The sequence below is a fragment of the Actinoplanes sp. NPDC051343 genome (genome assembly GCF_044455125.1).
GTDB lineage: Bacteria > Actinomycetota > Actinomycetes > Mycobacteriales > Micromonosporaceae > Actinoplanes.
Genome location: NZ_JBITEL010000007.1, coordinates 98580 through 123212 on the forward strand (window position 1 = coordinate 98580; position 24633 = coordinate 123212).

The window sequence follows — 24633 nt, forward strand, 5'->3', positions numbered from 1 at the left end:
AGGGGCCCGCCCGGCGCGGGCCCCTCACGCCTATGTTGTTCACATGGAACGCGTTGAGCTGCCCGACGGGCGCACGCTGGAATATCTCATCGAGGGCGAGGCCGACCGGCCCGCCCTCGTCCTGCACCACGGCACACCGGGTGGCGCCACACGCAGCGCGCTGCTGAACGATGCTGCCCTCCGCCTCGGTTTCCGGGTTCTGACCCCCGGCCGTCCCGGTTACGGCGGATCCACCCCCCATTCCGGCCGCCGCGTCGCCGACGTGGCCCCCGACATCGCCGCGCTGCTCTCCGCGCTCGGCATCGACGACTTCGTCACCCTCGGCTGGTCGGGCGGCGGCCCGCACGCCCTGGCCTGCGCCGCCCTGCTGCCCGACCGGTGCCGGGGCGCGGTCTCGATGGCCGGCGTGGCACCGTACGGTGCTCCTGGCCTCGACTGGCTGGCCGGCATGGGCGAGGAGAACGTGGCCGAGTTCGGGGCCGCGCTGGCCGGCCCCTCGCAGTTGTCGGAGTTCATGACGGCGGCCGAGCCGGCGTTCGCGCACGTCACCCCGGAAACCGTGGTCGCGGCCTTCGGCGACCTGATCTCCGACGTCGACAAGAAGGCTCTGGAAGGGCCGATGGCGGCCTTCCTGGCCGAGTCGGCGCGGCACGCGCTCTCCACCGGCATCGCGGGCTGGCGCGACGACGACCTCGCCTTCACCGCCGACTGGGGCTTCGACCCGGCCGCGATCACGGTTCCGGTGTCGATCTGGCAGGGCGACCAGGACCGGATGGTCCCGTTCACCCACGGTCAGTGGCTCAGCGCCCACATCCCGGGCGCCGACTCCCACCTCGTGCCCGGCGAGGGCCACCTCTCGCTGATCAACGACATCGACGCGATGCTCACCACGCTGGTCCGGCCGTAGGCGAGCGCGCTCACCGCCGGCTCAGGTGTTGGACCACTCGCGCCCGAACCAGCGGTGGGCGCGCTCGGCGCCGAAGGCGGACCTGTCGGCCCGGTAGATGTCGGAGGCGTCGCCGAAGCGGCCGACCGGGGGTTCGCCCTGGCGGAAGGTGACCTCGACCCGGCCGATCTGCTCGTGGCCGAACTCGATGAAGCACCTCAGGTGCCCGGTGCACCGGGATGCCCAGGAACAGGTCGAACGGCATGTCCTCGCCGTCGGCCAGCACCGCTACCCGCCGCGCCGGGTCGAGTTCCCGCACCACCCGGCCGGGGTGCCAGGAGATGCCGCGCTCCTCGAACGCCGCCAGCAGCGCCCGCGACGCCGCCGGGGACGGCGGTATCGGCGCGCCCAGGGGCATCACCAGCGCGATCTCCCCCGGTCCTGCGTCTCGCCTGGAGGAATGTGGGTGGTCAGGCCTCCACGGGAGTCAGCTCGGGGATAGCCTCGACCGGCTCGTCGGCCCGGGCCGGGGCGGGGCGCCGGGTCGCCGGGACGAGCAGGGCCACCAGGAGGGCGGCCACGCCCGTCACCGCGAGGACGATGAACGAGGTGGTGTAGCCGGACTCGGCGGGGAGGCCGGCCGGACCGGGGTGCGAGGTGATGATCGAGCTGACGACGGCGGTGCCGATGGAGGCGCCGATGGTGCGGATGTTGGTGTTCATGCCGCTCGCGGTGCCGGTCTGGTGCATCGGGACGCTCTGGACGATCAGGTTGATCATCGACGAGTAGACCAGGCCGAGACCGATGCCGAAGACAGCTCCGGCGGTGGCGACCGGCCAGCGCTCGCCGTGTTCGAGGGCCAGCGAGAGGCAGGCCAGGGCGCTCAGGGCGGCGCCGCCGAGAAGCTGGGCCTTGCTGCCGATCCAGCGGGACATCGGGCCGCTCAGCGAACCGAAGATCGCCATCATGACGAGCATCGGCAGCATCAGCAGGCCGGCCGCGGTGACACTGGCGCCGAAGCCGTAACCGGAGACCGCCGGCACCTGCATGAGCTGGGGGAGGAAGGCGAAGACGCCGAACATCACGGCGCCGAAGAGCAGGGCGACCAGGTTGGTGGTCCAGACCGCGGGCAGCCGCATCATCCGCATGTCGATCAGCGGGTTGGCGGAGCGGAGTTCGGCGGCCAGCCAGCCGGCGAAGAGCAGTACCGCTCCGATGATGAGCGAAATCGTGCGGGCCGAGCCCCAGCCCCACGAGGTGGCCTCGCTCAGCGGCAGCAACAGGGCGACCAGCCAGGCCGATAGCAGCAGCGACGCCGGCCAGTTGACGCGGCCGGGCGTGCGGTGGGGCGAGGCGGGCACCAGACGCCAGGCGGCGACGGCGACCAGCACGACGACGCCCATCGGGATCCAGAACAGCCAGCGCCAGTTCAGCGCGCCCGCGATCGGGCCGGCCAGCACGATGCCGAGGCCGCTGCCGGTGGCGATGACCGCGGCCATCGCGCCGACCGCCGACGAGACCTGGGCGGGCCGGAACTCGTCGCGCAGGATGCCGAACGAAACCGGGAAGACGGCGCCGCCGAGGCCCTGGAGGACGCGGGCGACGATCAGCACGCCGATGTTGGGGGCGATGGCGGCGACCAGGCAGCCGACGGCGATCGCGGCCAGGGCGATCAGGAGCGTGCGGTCCTTGCCGATCATGTCGCTGATCCGGCCCATGAGCGGGGTGGCGACCGAGGCGGCGAGCAGCCACGCGGTGAGCACCCAGGTGACCGTGCCGGCGCTGGTGTGCAGGTCCCGCTGGATCGTCGGGAGAACCGGCGTGACCAGCGACTGCATCAGCGAGAACGCGGCCGCCGCGGCCGCGAGCACCACAAAGGTCAGGCGCGGTGAACTCTGGTAAAGTCGAGGCATGCCTCCAGATTAGTGGAGGGGTGCCTCCGGTTCAAGGGACCGTTTCTGTGGGGAGGATCTCGTTGAGCTCTGATCTGGTGCGCCGTCCGCAACGAGCCGACGCCCGGCGCAACTTCGAGGCCCTGCTGGCGGCGGCCCGCGACGCCTTCGCGGAAAACGGCACCGAAGCGTCACTGGAAGACATCGCGCGCCGGGCCGGAGTCGGCATCGGCACGCTCTACCGCAACTTCCCGACGCGCCACGACCTCTTCCGCAGCGTCTACGTCGAAGAGATCGACCAGCTGGCGGCCGTGGCGGCCCAGGTCGCCGACCGGCCACCGTGGGAGGCGCTGGCCGTCTGGCTGCAGCGGTTCGTCGGCTACGCGGCGACCAAGCGCGCCATCATGGAGGCGCTCAACCGGGACAGCGAGATGTTCCGGGATTGCCGCAAAATCATGTACGCGGCGGGCGAGCCCCTTTTCCTGCGCGCGCAGGAGGCCGGCGAGGTCCGCGCCGACGCCAGCTTCGACGACGTCCTCCGGATGGTCTCCGGCCTGGTCTCGGCCGGCTACGTCGACGAGGCACAGCGCGATCGCGTGCTGGGCTACGCCCTGGACGGCATCCGCGGCTGACCGGCGGCCTTGGCTGCATTGGTGGTCCCGCACGGGCTTGGCTGCGCTGACGGCCTGGCGACAACTGCGGGCCCTAGCCGCGTTTGATGGTCCCGGGCCGGTGGGTGTCGGAGCCCCAAAGCGGTGGCTGACGGGGTGGCCGGCGGCCCTGGGCGGCCAGCCTCAAGGTGCGGAGACGGATCTGCCCGGAGCTCACGACGTGCGGCTGGGTCAGAGGGTGACTGACGTGCCCGTGCGGGCGCTGACCCGGGCGGCGTCGAGCACGGCCATCGCGCGCAGCGTGTCGGCCGGGTCGACCGGCACCGGGCCCTCGCCGCGCACGGCCGCCGCGAACGCCGGGTAATAGAGGTCCCACCGGCCGCGCGACGACTCGATGGTCGCACCGGTCGCGCCGCGATGGAGGCGGCCCCATGCGTGCTCGGGCTCGACACCCCAGCGGTCGCCCAGCTTGGCCGGCGACTTGCCCGACTTCAGCACCGCCTCCTGGCCGTCCATGCTGTTGATGCCGTCCACAATGTATGTTCCCGTGGTGCCGGTGACCCGGAAACGCGGGCCCGGCGCGGCCTGCCGCCAGCTGCCCCACAGGTGCGACTCGACGCCGTTGACGTGGTGCAGGGCCATGAACATGTCGTCGTCGAGCTCGCCCGCGCCGCGCATCTCGGCGTAGACCCGGGTCGCCGGGCCGTTGAGCACCAGCGCCTGGTCGACCAGGTGGGAACCGAAGTCGAGCAGGGTGCCGCCGCCCGCCGCGCCCGGCTTGCGGTCGGGCGCCCAGCGCTCGAAACGCGACTCGAAGCGCCGGATCGCGCCGAGCTGGCCGTCGTCGATCAGCCGCCGGACGGTGCGGAAGTCGGAGTCGTAGCGACGGTTCTGGTAGACGCTGAGCAGCACTTCGCCCTCGCGAGCCTTGGCCACGACCGACTTCGCCGACTCGAGGTTCATGGTGAACGGCTTGTCGACGACCGTCGGCAGGCCCAGACCGAGCGCCTCCTCGGCCAGCTCGGCGTGGGTCGCCGCGGGCGTCGAGATCGAGACCGCCTCGACGCCGGCCGCGGCCATCTCGGCCAGCGAGCCGAACGTGGTGACGCCCGGGTGGTCGGCCAGCACCTGCTCGCGGCGCTCGGGGCTGTTGGTCATCACGCCGGCGAACTCGACATTTGCCGCGGAAGTCAGCAGCGGGGCATGAAACACCCGCCCGCCGAAGCCGTAACCGACAAGTCCGAACCGCACCGCATCGCTCATTCCGAAAAGCCTGCCACACCGTTGGGAGATCGCCGATCCCACGGTCCGCTATTGGAAAAGGACCGAGCGGCGGGCAACGGTGAAGGTGACACGCATGACCGAAGCCCGAGAACCTCCCGCAGGGCACGGCCGCCCGCTGGAGGCTCGGGGTCACGCGCACCGTGACGGTGGCGCACCCGGTCCGATCGGCGTCTGGAGGCGATTCTGCTGACCGCGGCCGGCCCTCGACGGGCTCGCGGGACCGGGCTCAGCTGGTCAGTTACGCCTATCGGCACCGCCTGGCGGTGCCCTGGCCCACGCCGTGAGTGGTGTCCTCATCCTCTCCTGTCGGATGGATGACCGCGACCCGGCGACAGGGGGTCCGGCGTGTAAAGAATGGCGCATGACGCCCGCGCAGATCGAACGTACCCCGTTCGCCGACCTCGACGGCCAGCCGTCCGAGATGACCGCGATGCTGCTGGCCGCCCTCGACGAGATGGGTCGCCACCCGGAGATTCTCCGCGTACGTCAGACCGCCGTGCGTGCCCTGCGGCCCGAGGCCGGCCAGCGCCTGCTCGACGCCGGCTCGGGCGCCGGCGACGTGTCGCGGTGGCTGGCCGCCGAGATGGGCCCGACCGGTGAGGTGCTCGCCGTCGACTCGTCGAGCGCGACGATCGCGGTCGCCCGGCAGCGGCACGACGGCAGCAACGTCGACTACCGCACCGGCGACGTGTGCGCGCTCGACCTGGCCGCCGACAGCTTCGACGGCGTGTGGTGCGAGCGGGTGCTCCAGCACGTCGACGACGCCGAGCGCGGCATCTCCGAACTGGTGCGGATCACCCGCCCCGGCGGCCGCATCTGCCTGATCGACACCGACTGGGGCTCGCTGGCCTTCGACGGGGTGCCGCCGGGGCTGGCCCGCCAAGTCATGGAGCTCATGCACGGTCGGCTCACCCCTAAGCAGTACGACATGGGCCGCACCCTGCGGCGCCGGCTCGTCGCCCGCGGGCTCACGCAGGTCACCGCGACGCCGGTGACCTGTTTGTTTGCCACCCCGGCGTCGGCCGCCGTGGTGCTGCCGATGATCAACCCGCTGGTCGGCCAGGACGCCTGGATGGCGCCGCCCGGGGTACGCGACGAGTGGTTCTCGCACGTCGACGCCGCCGGCGCGCGAGGCGACTTCCTGGCCGTCCTCACGATCTGGGTCGTCGCCGGCTCGGTCGGTCAATAGCCCTGGATCCACCGGGTGGTCGAAACCTTGACGGTCTTCGTCACCGGTTTACCGCCGGCCTTCTTGACGGCCATGACGACCTTGACGTACCGGGTGACCGGCACCGGCAGCTGCCAGGTCCGCACCGTGGAACCGGTGGTCTTCGGCCGCAGGTACCAGGTGTGGCAGTCCAGGCCGTAGGTGGCGATGTCGCCGCTCGACTGGCCGATGCATCGCCGGCCGACCGTGAGCCGGTAAGGGTTGCCGGTCGTCGGCCAGGCGCTGCCGCTCACATCGAGCACCGGCATCATCGCCTGGTACCAGTTCCACGCCATCTTGGCGTACCCGAAGGTGTTGGGATGTACGACGTCGGTCAGGTCGATGCCTTCGATGCCGCTCTGGTCGACGAGGTGGAAGTTCGGTCCCTTCGCGTCGACGATCGCCGGGATCCGCGCGTTGTAGGCGTCGATGCGCCGCTTCCACATCGGCCGGTTGGGGGTGGTTCCGGCGCCGGTCACCTCGGCGACGAACACCTCCGCCTGCGGTGCGTCCGCCTCGATCCGGTCGAGCAGGGCGGAGAGGGCCGCCGGCGCGGTCGGCACGGTCGCCGACGCCCGCATGTCGTTGGTGCCGGCGTGCAGCAGGATCACGTCGGGCCGGGCGTCGGCCATCCACGTGTCGACCTCGGCCGAGATCTGCTCGATTGTCCAGCCGGGATGTCCCTCGTTGTCCGGGTCGGCGCCGTCGCCGGACTGCACACCGCCGACGAAGTCGACGTTCAGGCCGGCCCGGGTGAGCCGGTCGTACAGGTCGGTGCGGTAGCCGTTGGCGACCGCCGGCCCGACGCCATAGGTGATCGAGTCACCGAGCGGCATGATCCGGATCGGCGCCCCGCCGAAGGCAGGATCGGTCCCCGAGGCAGGATCGAAGTCCGAGGTCCCGGCGGCGGAAAGATCCGCGGCCAAGGCGGCGGAAGAGGTGCCCGCGGCCAAGGCGGCCGAAGAGGTGCCCGCGGCCACGGCGGCGGAAGAGGCGCCGGCGGCCAAGGCGGCGGAGGAGTCCGCGGGTAGGGCGGCGGAAGAGCCCCAAGCGCCCGCGGCCGGGACGCCGGAAGGCCCCGGCGTGCCGGCGCTCGCGGCCGCCGGGACACCGAAGGATCCCAGGGCGGCCGCCGCGAGGGCAGCGATGGCAATGCGGCGCATGCCCTGCGGTATCGGCAGCCGGGCCGCCGATCGGATGGTCTGTGACCTACTGGTGTCCTCCGTTGTGCAGGGCCCAGAGAACGACGATCACGGCGATCACCACGACGGCCAGAGAGATCGCGAGGGCGATCTTCAGGGCGCTGTACGGCCGTTCGCCCGCGACCTCGCCGGTGCGGCCGTTGACCAGCACGTTGTACGTCTTGCCGCCGTGCAGGTAGACCGCCACCCAAACCGGCAGCAGCATCAGCTTGAACATGACCGCGCGGTAGTCGGTGTCGACGCTGTGCACCCGCTGCTCGTCGCCGCCGATGTCGCGCCGGCAGTCGTCGCGGATCACCGACTGCATCGTCTCCTGCGCCCTGGTCAGGCCCTGTTCGGGTTCGACGTCGTAGCGCAGGGTCTCGTGGCCGGCCAGGTATTCCGGGCGGTACGCCGAAGCTTCGGGCAGCGGCCACGGCTCCAGCGTGTCCAGGTGTTCGGGTGCGACCCGCGTCGTGCCCGCCACGAGGACGTCGTCGAAGCTGCGGTCGACCACGCCGCGCACCGGGTGCCAGGCCGTCCGCTGTACCTGGCGGGTCTTCGTCTCGCCGTTCTCGGTGTAGGTCTCGGTCTCCCAGTAGTGGTCGCCCCGCTCGCCCCGGTAGGCCGACGTCGTCTCCGCGTCGTACGTCCAGTGGGGCAGGTAGGTGCTGCGCGCCGTTTCGGCCTCGGTGACCTTTTTCAGGCTGTTCGGCGCGAACCAGCGTGACGACGCCCATGTGCGCAGCGCCTCCCGCATGCGGGCCCGGTCGAGGTCGAACGGCAGCACCGCCTCGGGTGTCACCATGTCGCCCTCGGCGGCGTCGGCGATCAGTGGCGCGTCGCAGAACTGGCACCGGTCGGAGAGTTTGTCGCTCTCGGTCACCGCGCCGCAGCCGCGGCATTTGAAGACGTGCGGGGCCAGGGTGGCGATGGGTTTGCGGGGGAGTCCGGCGAATTCGGCGTACGAGTGCTCGCGCACCTGCACGCCGGTCGGCTGCAGCGGCGTCTTCGCCCCGCAGTAGGGGCATTGGAGAACGGTTGTGCCCGGTGCGTATTCGACGTTGGCCCCGCAGTTCGAGCAGGGGTACTGGCTTTGGTTCACTGGGGCGGCAGGGGAGGCGGGACGGCACCGAAGACCGAGGCCAGCTCGGTTAGCTGGCCGGCCGCGGTCCAGCCGGCCATGCCCTCGCTCCAGACCAGCGTCTCGCGGGTCAGCGCGCCGGAGCGGGCCTGCCCGGCAAGCCCGGCCGTGTCGTACGGCCCCTGCTGCTGACCGTTCACGCCGATGAACCACTGTTTGGTGGGCAACGGTGGGGGAGCCGCCGGGGTGGGCCGGTTGAGGGCGGCCCCGGCCTGCTGCGCGGCGGCCATGCCGAGCCCGAAGCCGAACCCCTCGCCCGACCCGCCGGGGTTGCTGGCCGCGTCCTCGATCGCGTTGGCGGTCTGGAACTTGGTGTATTTGTCGAGGTCGCCGACGACGCCGATGGAGCTGCGCTTGTCGAGCGCCTCTTCCACCTCCGGCGGCACCGAGATGTTCTCGATGATGAATTTGGGGATCGTGATGCCGGACGAGGCCAGCTCGTCACTGATCACCGCGGCCAGCGTGTTGCCGATCTCTAGCTGCTTGGAGGCCAGGTCGAGCATCGGGACCTGGGCCGTGGCGAGCGCGCTGCCCAGGTGGCCGACGACGAGCTGACGCAGGTACTCGCGTACCTCCTCGGTGCGGAACTGCGGGTCGGTGCCGACCATCTCGCGCAGCAGCGCCGCCGGGTCGCTCACCCGCAGGGTGAACGAGCCGAAGGCGCGCAGGCGCACCGCGCCGAATTCGGGGTCCCGCACGATGACCGGGTTCTGGGTGCCCCACTTCTGGCCCGGGAACTGCCGGGTGTTGACGAAGTAGACCTCGGCCTTCCACGGCGACTCGAACCCGTACTTCCAGCCTTTGAGCGTGCTCAGGACGGGCATGTTCTGGGTGGTCAGCGTGTAGGTGCCGGGCGGGAAGACGTCGGCGATCGTGCCCTCGTTGACGAAGACCGCCGTCTGTGACTCGCGGACGATGAGCTTGGCGCCCATCTTGATCTCGTTGTCGTAGCGGGGGAACCGCCAGACGATCGTGTCCCGGCTGTCGTCGGTCCACTGAATGATGTCGATCAGCTCGCCCTTGAGCTTGTCCCAAAGACCCACGCGAACCCCCCAGAGAAATAACCCGCAGCGCAGGTGACGCTAGCAATCACCTGCTACTGCGGGGTATCGGGGATCTCAGTAGCCGGTCGGCACCATCCGGGTGAGCAGCCGCTCGAGGTCGACGCTGGCGAAGCCGACCCGGACGTCGGACGCGCCGTACGGCAGCCACAAACGCCCCTCGTGCAGTACTCCGCCACAGGAGTAGAGGACGTTCGGCACGTACCCCTCGCGTTCGACGTCGTCCGGGTCGAGCAGCCCCTCGGGCAGGTCGGCGATCACCCGCTCGGGTGTCTCCAGGTCGAGCAGCATGGCGCCGATCGCGTACCGCCGCATCGGGCCGACGCCGTGGGTGAGCACCAGCCAGCCGGCTTCGGTCTCGATCGGCGAACCGCAGTTGCCGACCTGGATGAGATCCCACCCGCGGTGCGGGGTCAACAGCGGTACGGCGTTCTGCCAGCGGTGTTCGTCGTCCCGTTCGCTGAGCCCGAGCGTCTCGCCGTCGGACCGGCAGAGGGCCAGCTTGCGCCCGTTGACGTAGCGCGGGAACAGCGCCATGCCCTTGTTGCGGGCGGCCGGCCCGTGCAGCGCCGTGATCTCGAAGTGCCGCAGGTCGCGGCTGAAGATCACCCGTCCGGAGATCTTCCGCCCGTCGTACGCCGTGTAGGTGCCCTGGTAGGAGTGGCGCCCGTCCGGGTCGAGCACCTGCACGAACCGGGCGTCCTCCATGCCGTTGCTCTCGTCGGGCGTAGCCGGCCACAGCACCCGCTGGTGCAGCGGCACGGTCGCGGGGTAGGTGACCGCGTAGTCGGCGGCCACGATGTGCCGGAGCCGGTCGAGGGTGGCCTGGCTGGTCATCCGGGCGAGCAGTTCGGCCGGCACCTGCACCAGCACGTCCTCGAACTCCTCGTCGGTGTACCACTCGGGGAGTGCCGAGATCAGGTAGGCCGAGGCCTCGTTGTCGATGCCGGCGTCGATCATCGCCGCGGCCAGTTGCTGGCGCAGGTGCTTGGCGCCGCCGCGCTGGCCGACGACCAGCGGGCCGCTCCGGTCCTCGAGCCTCATCGCGTCGCCGGGGCCGAGCACGGCCGTGCAGAAACCGACCGAGGAGATGTGGCCCTCGCCGATCTGCCGCAGGCTGATCGCCACCCGCAGCTGGCCCGGTTCGAGGTCGGTCTGGTCGGGGTGCGGCACCATCGACGGGTTGCAGAGCGCCGCCGCCTCGACCGAGTATTCGTGGCTGAAGTAGGCGCCGATCAGCGTGCGGGCGGTCGGCGAGAGCTCGATCTCGGCCGGCACCCGGTGCTGGACGACCTCGTAGTGGTGCTGGAAGACGCCGAGGAGGTCGTGGTGACGCCCGGCGAACCGGCTCAGGACGTCCTCGAGCAGGCGGGCGGTCTCGTCCTCGTCGAGCTGCAGGATGCGCTCGATGAGGCTGGACGCCCGGTTCTGCCCGACCTGGGCGTCCTCGCCGGGGACGAACAGCTTGATCACCACGCGCCGGTCGTCGGGTTCCATGACGACGTCGTGCCGGGTGACGAGGGTCTGCGAGTTCATGACTGCGGTCACGCTAGGCCGCCTGACGGTCGGGTCGCACTCCGGGTCGCCAATCTGCGCGCATGCTGCAGCGTGGAGACGAGCGCGAGGGTGGATTCGGCTCCTTGGTTCAGATTAGGACCATTTGCCGTCAATCCGTCATAACATCCGCCGGTTAGGGGGTCGTGCATGACCGTCCTCGTGTCGTTGTCACCCAGGAACCACGCCACCGACTGAGCCAGCGGGGTGTCCCAGACGTCGTCGCCGGTGACCGCGGCCGCCGTCGCGCAGGCGTCCGCGGTCGCCGCGGCCTCGATCGGCTGCTGGTCGAAGCGGTGCTTCGGCATGTGCGGGCGCCAGCCGCCGACCGGCACCGTCGACAGGTGCCCGTCGTTCTCCTGCATCGCGCACAGCCAGCCGAGCATCCGCAGGCCGGCCTCCAGCAGCGGCTCGTCGCCGAGCAGGTCACCGGCCGCGATCACGACCTCGGCGAGCGCCGGGTTGGCGTAGGTCAGCTCGGGCTCCGGCCAGACCCAGGACGGATCCGGCCCGGGAAGACCGATCATGGTCGCCGCGTCGGACAGCAGATCGGTCGCGTCCCGCGCCCGCGGGTCGGTGCGAAGAACCTCGGCTGCGCCGAGACCGGCGAAAGCCATCGCCCGTGGCCACCGGGACCGCAGCCGTACGCCGAGGCCGAAGGCGAGCCGCGCCTCCCGCCGGATCCACGGCACCGGGCAGCGGCCGGCCGCTGTGCCCAGGCCCCAGAGCGCCCGGCCCCACCAGTCGCCGGTCGACGGCTCGTCGAGCCAGCGCCGGTCGTAGCTCATCCGGTTGCGGAACCCGCCGTCCGGGCCCTGGGCGTGGGTGAGGAAGGCGAGGTAGCGCTCGGCCAGCGCGACCACCTGGCCGCTCGGTCGGCGCTCCCGGCAGGCGACCAGCAGGCCGCGCGACACGTCGTCGACGCAGTAGCCGTGCTCACGCCGGGCGATCGCGTTGCGGGCGTGTTCGAGCAGTCCGGTGTCGTCGGACAGCCGGACGACGTGACTCCAGTCGGGAACGGGGGCATCGGTGATGTGCATCGGCGGTGGAACCAGCCGCAACCCAGCGGTCATGCCGGAACCGACGCCGCGACCGGCGTGCGCTCGGCGATCAGGCGCCCGGCGAGGGCCTGGTAGCGGGCGGCCACCGCGGGCCAGCGCAGGGTCGGGCCGCCGGCCAGGCCGGTCAGCCGTCCCGCGAGTCCGGGCTCGGCCAGCAGATGCTTGATCGCGGACGCCATCGCCTCCGGGTCCTGGTGCGGCACGAGCAGTCCGGGCCCGCTGGCCAGCAGCTCGACCGCGTGCGGGAACTCGGTCGCCACCACCGGCACCCCGGCGCCGACCGCCTCGATCAGCACACCCGAGGTGACCTGCTCGGTCGAGTCGTAGGGGAGCACCACGACGTCGGAGGAGAGGATCAGCCGGGACAGCTCGGCGTCGTCGAGGTAGCGGTCCTCCCAGCGCACCGCCTCGGTCACCCCGAGGCGCCCGGCGAGCGCCTTCAGCGAGTCCCGGTACGCGTCGGAGAACTGCTCCAGCACCTTCGGGTGGGTGCGCCCGGCGATCGTGTAGACCGGCCGCGGCTCGTCGAGCAGGGCCAGCGCGCGCAACGCCCACTCGATGCCCTTGCCGGGCCCGAGCAGGCCCCAGGTGAGCAGCTGGGGGCGATCGTGGCCGGCCTGCCCGGCGCGTTCGTGGCTGCGGGCGCCGTGCGGGATCACCGCGATCTTGCGAGGGTCGACGGCGTACCCGGAGATCAGCCGCTGCCGGGCCGTGTCGGTCATGGTGACCAGCGCGTCGGCCGAGACGGCGATCCGTTCCAGCACCGAGCGCTGCAGCGGGTCGGGGTGGCTGAGTACGGTGTGCAGCACGACGACGGCCGGCACCTTGAGTGCCCGCAGCAGCGGCAGCACCTCGTTGCCGGCGTCACCCGGGTAGACGCCGTACTCGTGCTGGATCACCGCGACGTCGAAGCGGTTGAGGGCGTTCGCCGCGGCGGCCCAGCCGCCCGGGGTGTCGGTGTGCCAGGTGTGCACCACGCGGGCGGCGTTCCGGTCGAGTTCGATGCCGCCGCCGGTGTCGTCGCCGGCCAGCAGCCGGACCACGCCGGCGCCGCCGGTCGTATTCAGATGGGTCGCGAGTGCGGCATTGAATGTCGCCAAACCGCATTCCGTGGGCGGGTATGTGCTGAGAAACCCATATGTGGCGGGCATGACGGGGCCTTTCTTTGTCCGCGGCTGCCTCCCCGCAGCACGACTAAGCGCGCTGCTCGGGGCGCGCGGATGTCATTGCAACGCGCGGGGAAAATTGCCCCGGTTAACGTGCAATTCACATTCTGACGTTAACCCGGAAGGCCTTTTGAACTGACGATTTTGCGGTAAATCGCCAGGTAGTCGTCGACCATCCGCTCGGCCGAGAACCTTTCCCGGGCGCGCGCGGCGCACTTCACCCGGTCGATTCCCGGCACGCCGGCGACCGCCGCGACCGCCTCGTCGACATCACCGACCAGGCGTCCGGTCACCCCCTCGTCGATGACCTCCGGCATCGATCCCTTCCGGTACGCGATGACGGGCGTCCCGCACGCCATCGCCTCGACGACGGAGAGACCGAACGGCTCGGCGAACCGGATCGGGTGCAGCAGCGCCGCCCCCGACCCGAGAACGGACGCCCGTTCGGCCGGCCCCACCGACCCCCGGTAGAGCACCCGTTCCCCGTCGATCCGCGGTTCGATGCGCTCGGTGAAGTAGGTGCGGTCCTGCACGATCCCGCAGATGACCAGCCGTCGCCCCGAGCGCTCGGCGATGTCGATCGCCAGGTCGGTGCCCTTGTCCGGGTGGATGCGGCCGAACGCGATCAGGTCGTCGCCGCCCGGCCCGGGCGGCAACCCGGCCAGGTCGATGCCGTGGTGCACGGTCGCCAGGTAGTCGAGTTCGGGCGCCCGGTCACTGTCGGAGATCGCCACGTACTGCGAGCGCGCCCGCCGGTACGCCGGCACGATGTTGCGCCCCGAGAACCCGTGGATGGTCGTCACCATCGGCGCCGCGCAGTGCTGGGAGAACGCCAGCGGCAGCCAGTCGAGGTGGTTGTGCACCAGGTCGAACTCGTGCGAGCGGGACAGGGCGTAGCTGGTGTGCAGGGCTTCCCACACCCGGCCGTCCAGGTCGGCGTCCTCCTCGTACCCCCGGGGGCTGACGCCGTCGAGCGTCGCCGTCGTCACCGAGTCGAGGGCCGCGAAGAGCGTCACGTCGATGCCGCGCGCGACCAGGCCCTCGGTCAGCAGGCTGGTGATCAGTTCCCAGGGCCCGTAGTGCCGGGGCGGCGTACGCCAGGCGATCGGCCCCAGCATCGCCACTTTCACGACTTTTCGGAGTTTCCGGACAACAGCACGCGTTCAGTATGCCTTCGGGTCTCACCCCCTGTTCTCGTGTTAGAGAAGAGCCATGACGGATCTTTGGTGGAAACAGGCGGTCGTGTACCAGATCTACCCGCGGAGCTTCGCCGACGCGGACGGCGACGGCATGGGCGACCTGCGCGGCATCATCGACCACCTCGACCACCTGGCCGATCTCGGCGTCGACGTGATCTGGCTGTCCCCGATCTACCCGTCCCCGCAGGACGACAACGGCTACGACATCAGCGACTACCAGAACATCGACCCGCTCTTCGGCTCGCTCGAGATCTTCGACGAACTGCTCAAGGGCGCGCACGAGCGCGGCCTGAAGATCGTCATGGACCTGGTCGTCAACCACAGCTCGGACGAGCATCCGTGGTTCGTTCAGAGCCGCGCCGGGCGGGACAACCCGAAGCGCGACTGGTATTGGTGGCGCCCCGCCCGTACCGGAATGGAGCCCGGCTCGCCGGGCGCGGAACCGACCAACTGGGGTGCCGCCTTCGGCGGGTCGGCCTGGGAGTACGACGAGGCGACCGGCGAGTACTACCTGCACCTGTTCTCCCGCAAGCAGCCCGACCTCAACTGGGAGAACCCGGTCGTCCGCGAGGCGATCTACTCGATGATGCGCTGGTGGCTCGACCGGGGCGTCGACGGCTTCCGGATGGACGTCATCAACATGATCTCCAAGGCGGTCGGCCCCGACGGCTCACTGCCCGACGGCCGGCTGCCGGTCGGCGCCGCCTTCGCCGACGGCTCAGCGGGCTACATCAACGGGCCACGCATCCACGAATTCCTGCGCGAGATGTACGACAACGTGTTCGCCGGACGCGAGGCGCTGCTGACCGTCGGCGAGATGCCCGGGGTGACGGTCGACGAGGCGAAGCTGTTCACCGACCCCGACCGCCACGAGGTCGACATGGTCTTCCAGTTCGACCACGTGTGGGCCGACCGCGGCAGCGACCCCTGGCGGCTGATCCCGCTCAAGCTCAGCAACCTCAAGGCGATCCTCGGGCGCTGGCAGGCCGGGCTGGCCGACGTCGGCTGGAACAGCCTCTATTGGAACAACCACGACCAGCCGCGCGCGGTCTCCCGCTACGGCGACGACTCCGACCTCTTCCGGGTCGCCTCGGCCAAGATGCTGGGCACGGTGCTGCACCTGCATCGCGGGACGCCGTACGTCTACCAGGGCGAAGAACTCGGCATGACCAACTTCCCGTTCCGGTCGATCGCCGACTTCCGCGACATCGAGGCACTCGGGCAGTACCGCCAGGCAACCGAGCACGAGGGCCGCACGCCGGAGGAGGTGCTGACCGTCCTTCGTGCGCGGGGCCGCGACAACGCGCGTACGCCCATGCAGTGGGATGCCTCGCCGCAGGCGGGCTTCACCACCGGAACGCCCTGGCTGGCCGTCAATCCCAACTACGTCGAGATCAACGCGGCCGCCCAGCGGGACGACCCCGACTCGGTCTTCCACTACTACCGGCAGCTGATCGACCTGCGCCACACCGAGCCGGCCGTGGTGGACGGCGACTTCACCATGCTGCTGCCCGACGACGACCGCCTGTACGCCTTCACCCGCCGGCGCGGCACTACCGAGCTCCTGGTGATCGGCAACTTCACCGGCGACACCGTCCAGGCCGAGATCCCGGACGCCGCCTCGTGGTCGGGGGCCGAACTCGTCCTGTCCAACCTGCCCGCGCCTGCCACCGAGCTCACCCTGGCCCCGTGGCAGGCCGTCATCTATCGGCGCACGGTCACCCCGTGATCGTGTTCCAGGAGAAGGCGAGCAGTGCGCAGGCCGCACCGAGCAGCGCCAGGCTGACCCCGCGCACCGGGATCGGCAGAGCCGCCAGCACCAGCAGAATGATGGCGACAATGTAGAGAAAACCCTGGATAGACATTCCTGCTCCTCGATCGGGGGTTAGTGGCGGCGTGCCATTACCCCGCGATCGATCTCCGCTAAACCGCCCAGAACTCGTCCGGCAGCGCGGCCACCTCGGCACCGGAGCGTTCCAGGTCGGCGGCCCACGGCGGCCGGGTCACCGAACCCGGCCGGCTCGGCGATGCCGGCCAGACCGCAACGCCGGACGGCCGGAACGTCGCGGTCGTGTCGTGCAGCCGCCGCGGCGCGCACGGCCCCGAAAGTCCGCCCGCCGGGCAACTGCTCCTCGGTCATCCGCTGGTTGTACCGCGGGCCGCCGGGTCGGTCCACGGGATTACGCTCCCCGCATGGAAGTCGCTGGGCTCGTGCTGGCGGCGGGCGCCGGCCGGCGATACGGCATGCCGAAGGCGCTCATTGCCTATCAGGGGCGGCTGCTGGTGCAGCGGGCGGCCGACACCCTCCGCGAAGCCGGTTGCATCCGGACATCGGTGGTTCTGGGCGCCGGCGCCGAGCGGGTGCGCGAGGCCGCGCCCGACCTGCCGGCGACCGTGGTCAATGTGGACTGGGCCGCGGGGATGGGGTCCTCGCTCCGGGCCGGTCTGGCGGCGCTCGTCGGCGGTGCGGCCGACGCCGCGGTGATCCTGCTGGTCGACATGCCCGGGGTCACGGCCGAGGCGGTCCGGCGGGTCATCGCCGAGGTGGACGCCGGCGCAGGCCCGCTGCCCGCGGCGGCGCGCGGTGCCCTGGCGATGGGCGGCTACGACGGGCGGCGCGGCCACCCGGTGCTGCTCGGCCGCGACCACTGGGCCGGCGTGGCCGCAGCCGCGGTCGGCGACCGGGGTGCCCGCGACTATCTGCGCGCCCACGCCGACCGGGTGCGGGTGGTGCCGGTCGGCGACGTGGCCGACGACAGCGACATCGACGTGCCATCCGACCTGAACTGACCGCCGGGGTCGGCCTGGGCGGACTGGGCCGCTCCGGGGCGGACGGTCAGGCGGAGCGGCGGCCTGCCAGCGCCCATGCGGCGGGCAGCAGGCCGGCCGCGAGGGCCGCCTTGACGGCGTCGCCGAGCAGGAACGGGGTGAGGCCCTGGGCGATCGTCTGGCTCAGCGTCAGGTGGGCGGCCACGGCCAGCCAGGCCATGCCGATGCCGTAGATGAGAACCTCGCCGGCGAGCATCGACGGGATCGAGCGCAGAACCGACCGGTCGGCCCCGCGCTCGGCCAGGAAGCCGCAGAGCGTGGCGGCGGCGAAGAAGCCGACGACGTAGCCGAACGACGCGCCGGCATAGCCGCTGTGGTGGCCGGCGAACCACGGCACGCCGAGGATGCCCGCGACGGCGTACAGCGCGATGGCGGCCGCCGCCCGGCGCGCCCCGTACGCCGTGCCGATGAGCAGCACGCCGAGGGTCTGGCCGGTGATCGGGACCGGCGTGCCCGGCACGTGCACGGCGATCTGGGCGAGCGCGCCGACGAGCCCGGCGCCACCGGCGACCAGCGCGATGTCGCGGGCCAGCGCGCCCGGGATCAGGTCGGCCAGGACGAGCGGCCGGGACCGGGACAGGGCGACGGAGTGGGACATGCGATCCTCCAGAGGTGACGGCGGCCGAACACTATCCGGAGCCGCGCGACGGCGCAGTTGCCCATCGCACAGCCGCCGATTTCCTGCGCGGGCGCTGGTCGGTCCGGCGGCGCGTCGTCGATCACCGGCGTGGGGTCGAGGGGGTCTTCGTGGGCTGGGCCCGGTTCTCCGACGACCTGGCGTACGAGGAGCACGGCGAGCTGAGCTTCGGCGGGCATCGGGGCCCGGCCGAGCGGTTCCTGCGGTACGTCGACCGGGGCGACCACGTCCTGGACGTGAAGTTCGCCGACGGCCGGGACTTCTACCGCCTCGACCTCAGCGACGGCCGGTGGTCGGCCGAGCACCCGTGCCGCGACGACGCGTACGTCGTGGCCGGGCAGATCACCGGGCCGGACACGTTCACCGAGCACTGGCATGCCACCGGCCCGGACAAGGACTACGAGCTGCTCACGACGTACGAGCGCGGATGAAGGCGGGCAGCGCGGCCAGCGAGGTGATGCGGGACGGCTCGTCGTGCGGGCCCTCGTCCCGGCGGTCGAGGTGCACCGCGTGCAGGCCGGCCGCCCGGGCCGGCCGCACGTCCAGCTCGTGGCGGTCGCCGACGCTGAGGACCGCGGACGGCGGCAGCCCCCACTCGGCGCAGACCAGCGCGAACGCCGACGGGTCGGGCTTGGCCACGCCCAGGCCCTCAGCGGTGAAGACGGGGCCCAGGCGGCCGGTCAGCCCGACCCGGCGGATCTTGTCGTTCTGCTGCTCGATCACGCCGTTGGTCAGGACCGCGGTGGCCAGGCCGGCCTCGGCAAGGGCGTCCAGGGCGCCGGCGACGTCGTCGAAGAGCGCGTAAGCCTGCTGGTAGGCGGCCAGATAGCCGTCGAAGGCGCCGTCCAGCTCGGACTCGGCGTACGGGATCTTGATGACCGGAAGGAAATCGCGGAGCCGGCGGCGCCGCTGCTCGCTGAACGTCACGGTGCGCTCGCGCCAGGCGACCAGATGGTGTTCCTGCAGGTCGACCCAGAGCCGGTGAAGCTCGGGGGTGGGTGTCACGCCGAGTGTCGGCAGCCAGGCGTCGACCGCACGCCGGACCGCGCCGCGCTGGTCGAGGAGGGTGTCGTCGAGGTCGAGGAGTACGCCACGCAGCTGCACAACCGACGACCGTAGTGGTTGACTCGGGCGGTGATCGAACCGATTTCGCTCGGCAGCTGGCCCACCCCGGTCGAGTCCGCGCCGCGGCTGGGGAAGCGGCTCGGCCTGGACGCGCTGTGGTTCAAGCGGGACGATCTGTCCGGCCTGGGCGGGGGCGGCAACAAGGTGCGCAAGCTCGAATACACCTGCGCGCAGGCCGTGCAAAGTGGCGCCGACACCGTGATCACCTCGGGCGGCCCGCAGAGTAACCACGCCCGTCTCACGGCGGCCGCGGCGGCGCGCCTCGGCCTACGCTGCGTGCTCGTGCTCGCCGGCACCGACCGTGAACACCGCGGCAACCTGCTGCTCGACGACCTTGCCGGGGCCGAGATCCGATGGGCCGGGGACACCCCGTTGGCCGAGGCGGTGGAGAAGGAAGACGGCTTCGTCATCCCCTTCGGCGGCTCGAACCCGACCTCGATCGCGGGCTACGCGGCCTGCGCGCGCGAGCTGAAAGCCCAGGTCGGCGACTTCGACGCGGTGGTGGTCGCCCTCGGCTCGGGCGGCACGATGGCCGGCCTGGTCGCAGAGCTCGGGCCGGAGCGGGTGGTCGGCGTCGACACCGGCGCGGTCGGAGACCCGGCGGCCACCGTCTCGGCCCTGCTCGGCGGCGCCGTCGCGGCGGGCGACCTGCGGATCGACCGGGGCCAGGTCGGCGCCGGCTATGCGGCGCTCACCGATGCCGTACGGGATGCGCTGGCGCTCGCCGCCCGCACCGAAGGGATCTTCCTCGACCCGACCTACACCGGCCGGGCGTTGGCGTCTCTGATCGCGGGCGGCCACGGCGACCGAATCGTCTTCCTGCACACCGGCGGGCTGCCGGGCCTGTTCGGCCATCCCGGTTACGGAACCCGGGCGACCGCCCCGTAGTAGGCCACCTGGTCGGCCGGCGGCCGCGGACCGTCGCGGTCGTCGTCGCGGTCGTCGTCGCGCCACGCCGCCACCGGCACGATCCCCGGCTCCACCAGGTCGAGGCCGTCGAAGAACCGGCCCACCTCCCGGCGGTCGCGCGGCTGGAACGGCACCGGACTGGCGGCGTTGAGCGCCTTGAACTGGGCGGCCTGCTCGGGCTCGAGCGTCTCGTACGTGCCGTGGGAGATGACCAGGTAGCTGCCCGGAGGCAGGGCCGACACCAGCCGGGCCACGGTCGAATATGGATCGTCCGCGTCCGGCAGGAAGTGCAGCAGCGACATCAGCATCAGCGCCACCGGTCGGGCGAAGTCGAGGCTGCGGGAGGCTTCGGCGTCGAATCCTACGGGCGCGACCTCAGCTTGCGCAGCATGCGCGCGTCGGCGAAGCCGACCGCACGGGCCGCCGACTCCACCGTGGTGCCGTGGCCGATCAGGTATTCGGCCCGTTCGACCCGCAGCACCTGCTGGTATTGCAGCGGGGTGCGGCCGACCGCCGCCGCGAAGAGCCGGGTCAGCGTGCGCTCGCTGACCCCGGCCCCGGCCGCCAGCGCGGGCAGCGGCAGCGGCGCGGTGAACTCGGCGTCGATGCGGTCCTGCACGCGGTGGACGACATCGCTCAGATGGCCGCGGTGGCGCAGCATCGCCGACGCCTGCTGCTCGTCGCCGTTGCGGCGGGCGAAGACCACCATCTCGCGGGCGACCCGGGCCGCCATCGCCGGGCCGAACCGCTGGGCGACCAGGTGCAGCGCCAGGTCGATGCCGCTGGCGATGCCGGCCGAGGTGACCACCCGGTCGTCGCAGACGTAGAGCACGTCGCGGACCACGGTCGCCGCCGGGTGGTCGCGGGCCAGGTCGTTCTGCAGCTCGTGGTGGGTCGTGCAGCGTCGGCCGTCGAGCAGCCCGGCCCGCCCGAGCACGGCCGCCCCGGCGCAGACGCTGGCCACCGTGCCGCCGGCCGCGTGGTGGGCGGCGATCTTCCGCAGCGTCTCCGCCGAGACCTGGCCGTGGCCCTCGCGGAAACCGGGCACCAGCACCAGATCGTCGGGGCCGAGGGCCGGCCACTCGAGGTCGGCGGCGAGGGGCAGGCCCTGCCAGGACGGCACCGGGGTGGTCTCGGCGACGTACGACAGGTGGTAGCGCTCGGTCGTGCCGAACACCTGGGCCGGTCCGGACAGGTCGAGCAGGTGCACCTGGGGCAGCAGCACGAAGACCACGCGGCTCACGATCCGGTCAGCCTCCCAGGTATGCGTCGGTGCCGGTGACGGTGGCGAAACGACCGGCCAGCGCGTACTCCGTGCGGGCCACGACGTCGGCGGCCGCCAGCGTACGCGGATCGGCCAGCAGGTCGCCCACCGAAATGTCGGCCGGGGCGTCCCAGTGCGGGATCGGGAACGTTCCGGTGGCGTCGGTCACGAAGGTCACCGGATACCCGAAGTCGCTCGCCACCCGGGCGGTGGTCTCGACGCACTGCTCGGTGCGGATCCCGCAGACCGTGACCGAGCCGACCCCGCGCATCGTCAGCACCTGCTGCAGGTTGGTCGTGGAGAAGGCGTTGTGCGAGCTCTTGACGATGATCGGCTCGTCCTTGCCCGGGGTGAACCCGTCGATCAGCCGCACGTGCCCGTTGGCCGGGTCGAACTCGCCGCCGCTGCCCTCCTCGGCGTGCAGCACCCAGACGACCTCGTCGCCGCGCCGCCGGGCCGCGTCGACCAGCCGCTGCACGTTGTCGAGCAGCGCGGGGTTGTGCAGGGTGGTCCAGAGCGGCCGGACCCGGAACGACTCCTGCATGTCGATGACGATCAGCGCGTTCTGCATGCCGTCATCATCGGCTGCTGCCGCGCCTCGGCAGAAGACATCATCCGGGCTACCCCCGGAACGATCCGGTCAGCCACTACGGGTACGGCCGGGGTTGCTACCGATTCCGCACCGGCCGGCCCTCCTCAAGGATCGACGGCATGCAACTACTAGCCTCCACCCTGGCTCTGGCGATGAGCGTGGCCGGGCCGGCCCCGGGCGTGACCGATCGGCTCGACTGGCATGACTGCAGCGTCGACTTCGCTGCGGAGTGCGCGACTCTCACCCTGCCCGTCGACTGGTCGCACCCCGGCGGCCCGGCCTTCGGCCTGGCGGTCGCGCGGCATCCGGCCACCGACCGGGCCCACCGGATCGGCACGCTGATATTCGGGCCGGGTGGACCGGGCGACTCGGGCGTGCAGACACTGCAGGAGAAGCTCGGCCGGTTCAGCGCCGACCTGCAGAAGCACTTCGACATCGTCAGCTTCGATCCGCGCGGCGTGGGCGGCAGCAATCCGGTCGTGTGCTCGTCCGACCGGCCGGCCGCTCCCTCGCCGGTGCTGACCAGCCAAGCCGACTTCGAGGCGACCGTCGAATACAACCGGGAGCTGTGGGCGGACTGCCGTCAGAACACCGGGCCGATCTTCGACCACGCCGACACCGCCAGCACGGTCCGCGACCTCGACGCGCTGCGGGCCGCGCTGGGCGAGCGCACGCTAACCTTCCAGGGCAGCTCTTACGGCACGCTGCTGGGCGAGCAGTACGCCGAGCGCTATCCCGGCCGGGTGCGGGCGATCGTGCTGGAAAGCGTGGTCGACCATCGCCCGACCAGCACGTCGCGGTTCCTGGTCGAGCAGTCGTGGGCCCAGCAGGACTCGTTCGACGCGTTCGCGGCGGCGACGCCCGGGCAGGACGTGCGCGCCCAATACGCGGCCGCGCTGGCCAAAGCCGCAGCCGGGCAACTGGCGGTCACACCGTTCCAGCTCGACGCGCTGACGCTCAAGCTCCTCAAGGATCCGAACTACCCGCGGCTGGCCCAGGCTCTGGCAACTCCGGAAGCCATCCCGGACCCCGGTGCGCTCGTGGTGGTGCCCGCCGCCTTCTGTAACGACTGGTCGCTGCCGGTGCGCGACTACCAGGACTATGCGGCCATTCTCCGCAAGGCCGGCACCGCGGCACCGGACCTCCACTACGGCGCCCAGGTCCTGTCGCTGACCATGTGCCTGGGCTGGCCGAAGCCGGTCGCCAACCCGCAGCACACGCTGCGCGTGCACACCAGGACACCACTGCTGCTGATCAACTCGTTGCATGATCCGGCGACCGGCGTCAACTGGGCCACCTCGGTCGAGCACCAGCTGGGGCGCGACGGGGCGCTCGTCGTCTACCAGGGTGCCGGGCACGGGTCGTACAGCTTGAGCGCCTGCATCCGGCAGGTCACCGACGCGTACCTGATCTCGCTGACCGTGCCGCCTCGCGGCACCGTCTGCTAGCGCCGCAGGTCGTCGCCGCCGAGGGCGGCCAGCTCGTCGCGGTCGGGGAGCCCCTCGCAGTCGCCGGGAACGGTGACCGCGAAGGCCCCGGCCGCGATGGCCGTGGCCAGCCGGGCCGCCGGGGTCGCTCCGGCCATGCGGTCGGCCAGGTAACCGGCGACGAACGCGTCCCCGGCGCCGACCGGATCGATCACCGTGACTTCGACTGCCGCAACGTGGTGAAGCTCGCCGTCGATCAGCGCCGAGCACCCGCGGGCGCCGTCCTTGATCACCACCTCGGCCGGGCCGAGCTTGGCCATCTCGCCGAGCGCGTCGGCCGGGTCGACGAACAGGGCCGCCTCGTCGGGGCCGGCGAACGCCACATCGGCCCGGGCGACCAGGTCGCGCAGCACCGGCGCGGCGTCGAAGCGCGACCACAGCTTGCTGCGGTAGTTGACGTCGACCGACACGGTCACGCCGGCCGACTTCGCGGTCTCGATCGACTGGAAGACGGCCGCGCGGGCCGACTCGCTGAGCGCCGGGGTGATGCCCGTGACGTGCAGCACCGACGCCCCGGTGACCTCGGCGGACGGGATGTCGGCCGGGGTCAGCCGGGAGCCGGCGCTGCCCGCGCGGTGGTAGTCGACGTGGGCGAACGCCCCCGACCGGCGGTAACGCACCATCAGCCCGGTGAACGCCTCGTCGCGCAGGGCCAGCGTGCGCACGCCGGCCGCGGTCAGCCGGGCCGCGATCAGGTCGCCGGTCGAGTCGGGGCCGACGCGGCCGAGCCAGGTCGCCTCGCCGCCGAGCCGGGCCACCCCGACCGCCACGTTGCTCTCGGCGCCGCCGATGCCGAACCCGAAGCTGCGGGCGTGGGCGAGCGGGCCGATGCCGTCGGCGGCGATCAGGCCCATGGTCTCGCCGAAGGTGAAGAGACCGCCGCTCATGACCGGGCTATCGCGACGGCGCTGACCGCCTGCCGGGCGCGGGCCGCCAGCTTCCTGAGGTCGCCGCCGGACGCCGCGTCGCCGATCAGCGGGCTGCCCAGGCCGACCGCGACCGCGCCGGCGGCCAGCCAGTCGGCCACGTCCTCGATCTTGATGCCGCCGGTCGGCATGATGCGCGCGCCGGGCAGCGGGCCGCGGATGTCGCGCAGGTAGGCCGGGCCGAGGCCGCCGGCCGGGAAGAGCTTGACCACCGGCGCGCCCGCCCGCATCGCCGAGTAGATCTCGGTCGGGGTCAGCGCACCCGGGTAGAACGGGACACTCGAGCCGGCGACCAGCTCCGGGTCGAGCACCGGGGAGACCAGGAAGTCGGCGCCCACGTCGACCGACGCCGACGCCTCGCCGGCGGTGAGCACCGTGCCTGCCCCGATCACCACGGTGTCGGGCAACTGGCGGCGCAGACCGGCCAGAGCCTCGGTCGCGCCCTGCGAGGTCAGCGTCACCTCGATCGCGGTGATCCCGGCCTCGACCAGCACGTCGGCGACCGCGGCGAAGCCGTCGGCGGTCTTCGCGCGCAGGATCGCGACGATTCCGCTGCGGGCGACGGAGGCGGAGACGTCATCGAGCGGGATCTCTTCGGTCACATCTCGATCCTGCCCT

25 protein-coding genes are annotated in these 24633 nt (G+C 71.7%); 8 read left to right on the forward strand and 17 right to left on the reverse strand.

The annotated features are described in order from the left end of the window. Window positions 1–43: 43 nt before the first annotated feature. Window positions 44–907 (forward strand): alpha/beta fold hydrolase, encoded by an 864-nt coding sequence (locus ACIA5C_RS23340; protein ID WP_396057889.1) that lies wholly within the window; start codon window positions 44–46, stop codon window positions 905–907. 449 nt (window positions 908–1356) lie between these two features. Here the strand turns inward: ACIA5C_RS23340 and ACIA5C_RS23345 are convergent, their stop codons facing one another. Beyond that, entirely contained in the window at window positions 1357–2799 is a 1443-nt protein-coding gene (locus tag ACIA5C_RS23345) for an MFS transporter (protein ID WP_396057890.1), read from the reverse strand. Window positions 2800–2861: 62 nt separating this feature from the next. On the opposite strand from ACIA5C_RS23345, the gene ACIA5C_RS23350 reads away from it, so the two are divergent. Further along, complete coding sequence (locus tag ACIA5C_RS23350; RefSeq protein WP_396057892.1) at window positions 2862–3410, forward strand: TetR/AcrR family transcriptional regulator; 549 nt, start codon at window positions 2862–2864, stop codon at window positions 3408–3410. 210 nt (window positions 3411–3620) lie between these two features. Here the strand turns inward: ACIA5C_RS23350 and ACIA5C_RS23355 are convergent, their stop codons facing one another. Further along, a complete protein-coding gene (locus ACIA5C_RS23355) occupies window positions 3621–4652 on the reverse strand; it encodes a Gfo/Idh/MocA family oxidoreductase (protein WP_396057894.1) in 1032 nt (343 codons plus the stop codon). A gap of 382 nt (window positions 4653–5034) precedes the next feature. Here ACIA5C_RS23355 and ACIA5C_RS23360 point away from each other — a divergent pair, with 382 nt between their 5' ends. Then, on the forward strand, window positions 5035–5862 hold the full coding sequence (locus ACIA5C_RS23360) for a methyltransferase domain-containing protein (protein WP_396057896.1): 828 nt from the start codon (window positions 5035–5037) through the stop codon (window positions 5860–5862). Here ACIA5C_RS23360 and ACIA5C_RS23365 read toward each other — a convergent pair. From ACIA5C_RS23365 to ACIA5C_RS23395, 7 genes are all read right to left on the reverse strand, one after another. Further along, window positions 5856–7043 (reverse strand): SGNH/GDSL hydrolase family protein, encoded by a 1188-nt coding sequence (locus tag ACIA5C_RS23365; RefSeq protein WP_396057898.1) that lies wholly within the window; start codon window positions 7041–7043, stop codon window positions 5856–5858. The genes ACIA5C_RS23360 and ACIA5C_RS23365 overlap by 7 nt on opposite strands. 46 nt (window positions 7044–7089) lie before the next feature. Continuing rightward, window positions 7090–8166, reverse strand: coding sequence for a hypothetical protein (locus ACIA5C_RS23370; protein ID WP_396057900.1), 1077 nt, complete (start codon window positions 8164–8166; stop codon window positions 7090–7092). Next, window positions 8163–9248: an SPFH domain-containing protein gene (locus ACIA5C_RS23375; protein WP_396057902.1), complete on the reverse strand. Its 1086-nt coding sequence runs from the start codon at window positions 9246–9248 to the stop codon at window positions 8163–8165. Before ACIA5C_RS23375 ends, ACIA5C_RS23370 begins: the two co-directional genes overlap by 4 nt. Window positions 9249–9323: 75 nt before the next feature. Next, window positions 9324–10802 (reverse strand): glycoside hydrolase family 130 protein, encoded by a 1479-nt coding sequence (locus tag ACIA5C_RS23380; RefSeq protein WP_396057904.1) that lies wholly within the window; start codon window positions 10800–10802, stop codon window positions 9324–9326. Window positions 10803–10810: 8 nt separating this feature from the next. After that, window positions 10811–11893: a glycosyltransferase gene (locus ACIA5C_RS23385; RefSeq protein ID WP_396057906.1), complete on the reverse strand. Its 1083-nt coding sequence runs from the start codon at window positions 11891–11893 to the stop codon at window positions 10811–10813. Next, window positions 11890–13032, reverse strand: a complete 1143-nt coding sequence (locus ACIA5C_RS23390; protein ID WP_396057908.1) for a glycosyltransferase — start codon at window positions 13030–13032, stop codon at window positions 11890–11892. The genes ACIA5C_RS23385 and ACIA5C_RS23390 overlap by 4 nt, the downstream gene beginning before the upstream one ends. A 128-nt stretch (window positions 13033–13160) precedes the next feature. Continuing rightward, window positions 13161–14177: a glycosyltransferase family 4 protein gene (locus ACIA5C_RS23395; protein ID WP_396057910.1), complete on the reverse strand. Its 1017-nt coding sequence runs from the start codon at window positions 14175–14177 to the stop codon at window positions 13161–13163. An 82-nt stretch (window positions 14178–14259) separates the two neighbouring features. Between ACIA5C_RS23395 and ACIA5C_RS23400 the strand changes: the two genes are divergently transcribed. Next, window positions 14260–15975 (forward strand): alpha-glucosidase, encoded by a 1716-nt coding sequence (locus tag ACIA5C_RS23400; protein ID WP_396057912.1) that lies wholly within the window; start codon window positions 14260–14262, stop codon window positions 15973–15975. Here the strand turns inward: ACIA5C_RS23400 and ACIA5C_RS23405 are convergent. After that, complete coding sequence (locus ACIA5C_RS23405; protein WP_396057914.1) at window positions 15965–16111, reverse strand: hypothetical protein; 147 nt, start codon at window positions 16109–16111, stop codon at window positions 15965–15967. The genes ACIA5C_RS23400 and ACIA5C_RS23405 overlap by 11 nt on opposite strands. A 328-nt stretch (window positions 16112–16439) precedes the next feature. On the opposite strand from ACIA5C_RS23405, the gene ACIA5C_RS23410 reads away from it, so the two are divergent. Beyond that, window positions 16440–17036, forward strand: a complete 597-nt coding sequence (locus tag ACIA5C_RS23410; RefSeq protein ID WP_396057916.1) for an NTP transferase domain-containing protein — start codon at window positions 16440–16442, stop codon at window positions 17034–17036. A gap of 46 nt (window positions 17037–17082) precedes the next feature. On the opposite strand, the gene ACIA5C_RS23415 is transcribed toward ACIA5C_RS23410, so the two are convergent. Continuing rightward, window positions 17083–17673, reverse strand: a complete 591-nt coding sequence (locus tag ACIA5C_RS23415; RefSeq protein WP_396057918.1) for a biotin transporter BioY — start codon at window positions 17671–17673, stop codon at window positions 17083–17085. Window positions 17674–17687: 14 nt separating this feature from the next. Here ACIA5C_RS23415 and ACIA5C_RS23420 point away from each other — a divergent pair, with 14 nt between their 5' ends. Beyond that, window positions 17688–18143: a DUF6314 family protein gene (locus ACIA5C_RS23420; RefSeq protein ID WP_396057920.1), complete on the forward strand. Its 456-nt coding sequence runs from the start codon at window positions 17688–17690 to the stop codon at window positions 18141–18143. Here ACIA5C_RS23420 and ACIA5C_RS23425 read toward each other — a convergent pair. Next, on the reverse strand, window positions 18121–18816 hold the full coding sequence (locus ACIA5C_RS23425; RefSeq protein WP_396057922.1) for an HAD family hydrolase: 696 nt from the start codon (window positions 18814–18816) through the stop codon (window positions 18121–18123). The genes ACIA5C_RS23420 and ACIA5C_RS23425 overlap by 23 nt on opposite strands. A gap of 30 nt (window positions 18817–18846) precedes the next feature. Here ACIA5C_RS23425 and ACIA5C_RS23430 point away from each other — a divergent pair, with 30 nt between their 5' ends. Beyond that, a complete protein-coding gene (locus ACIA5C_RS23430) occupies window positions 18847–19725 on the forward strand; it encodes a pyridoxal-phosphate dependent enzyme (protein ID WP_396057924.1) in 879 nt (292 codons plus the stop codon). On the opposite strand, the gene ACIA5C_RS23435 is transcribed toward ACIA5C_RS23430, so the two are convergent. Genes ACIA5C_RS23435 through ACIA5C_RS23445 form a run of 3 tightly spaced genes read right to left on the reverse strand, consistent with a single transcriptional unit; the run spans window position 19698 to window position 21581 of the window. Further along, entirely contained in the window at window positions 19698–20054 is a 357-nt protein-coding gene (locus ACIA5C_RS23435; RefSeq protein WP_396058764.1) for an SAM-dependent methyltransferase, read from the reverse strand. The genes ACIA5C_RS23430 and ACIA5C_RS23435 overlap by 28 nt on opposite strands. 53 nt (window positions 20055–20107) lie before the next feature. Continuing rightward, window positions 20108–20989 carry a GlxA family transcriptional regulator gene (locus ACIA5C_RS23440; RefSeq protein WP_396057926.1) on the reverse strand — a complete coding sequence of 294 codons (882 nt, stop codon included), beginning with the start codon at window positions 20987–20989 and terminating at the stop codon, window positions 20108–20110. Between the two features lie 7 nt (window positions 20990–20996). After that, complete coding sequence (locus ACIA5C_RS23445) at window positions 20997–21581, reverse strand: isochorismatase family protein (RefSeq protein WP_396057930.1); 585 nt, start codon at window positions 21579–21581, stop codon at window positions 20997–20999. A gap of 140 nt (window positions 21582–21721) precedes the next feature. Here ACIA5C_RS23445 and ACIA5C_RS23450 point away from each other — a divergent pair, with 140 nt between their 5' ends. Further along, a complete protein-coding gene (locus tag ACIA5C_RS23450; RefSeq protein ID WP_396057932.1) occupies window positions 21722–23050 on the forward strand; it encodes an alpha/beta hydrolase in 1329 nt (442 codons plus the stop codon). Here the strand turns inward: ACIA5C_RS23450 and ACIA5C_RS23455 are convergent. Both ACIA5C_RS23455 and ACIA5C_RS23460 read right to left on the reverse strand, forming a co-directional pair. After that, the gene (locus ACIA5C_RS23455) at window positions 23047–23976 is read right to left on the reverse strand and encodes a sugar kinase (RefSeq protein ID WP_396057934.1); all 930 of its coding nucleotides are present in this window, start codon (window positions 23974–23976) and stop codon (window positions 23047–23049) included. The two genes, ACIA5C_RS23450 and ACIA5C_RS23455, sit on opposite strands and share 4 nt — an antisense overlap. Continuing rightward, the gene (locus ACIA5C_RS23460) at window positions 23973–24617 is read right to left on the reverse strand and encodes a bifunctional 4-hydroxy-2-oxoglutarate aldolase/2-dehydro-3-deoxy-phosphogluconate aldolase (RefSeq protein WP_396057936.1); all 645 of its coding nucleotides are present in this window, start codon (window positions 24615–24617) and stop codon (window positions 23973–23975) included. Before ACIA5C_RS23460 ends, ACIA5C_RS23455 begins: the two co-directional genes overlap by 4 nt. Between the last annotated feature and the right edge of the window lie 16 nt (window positions 24618–24633).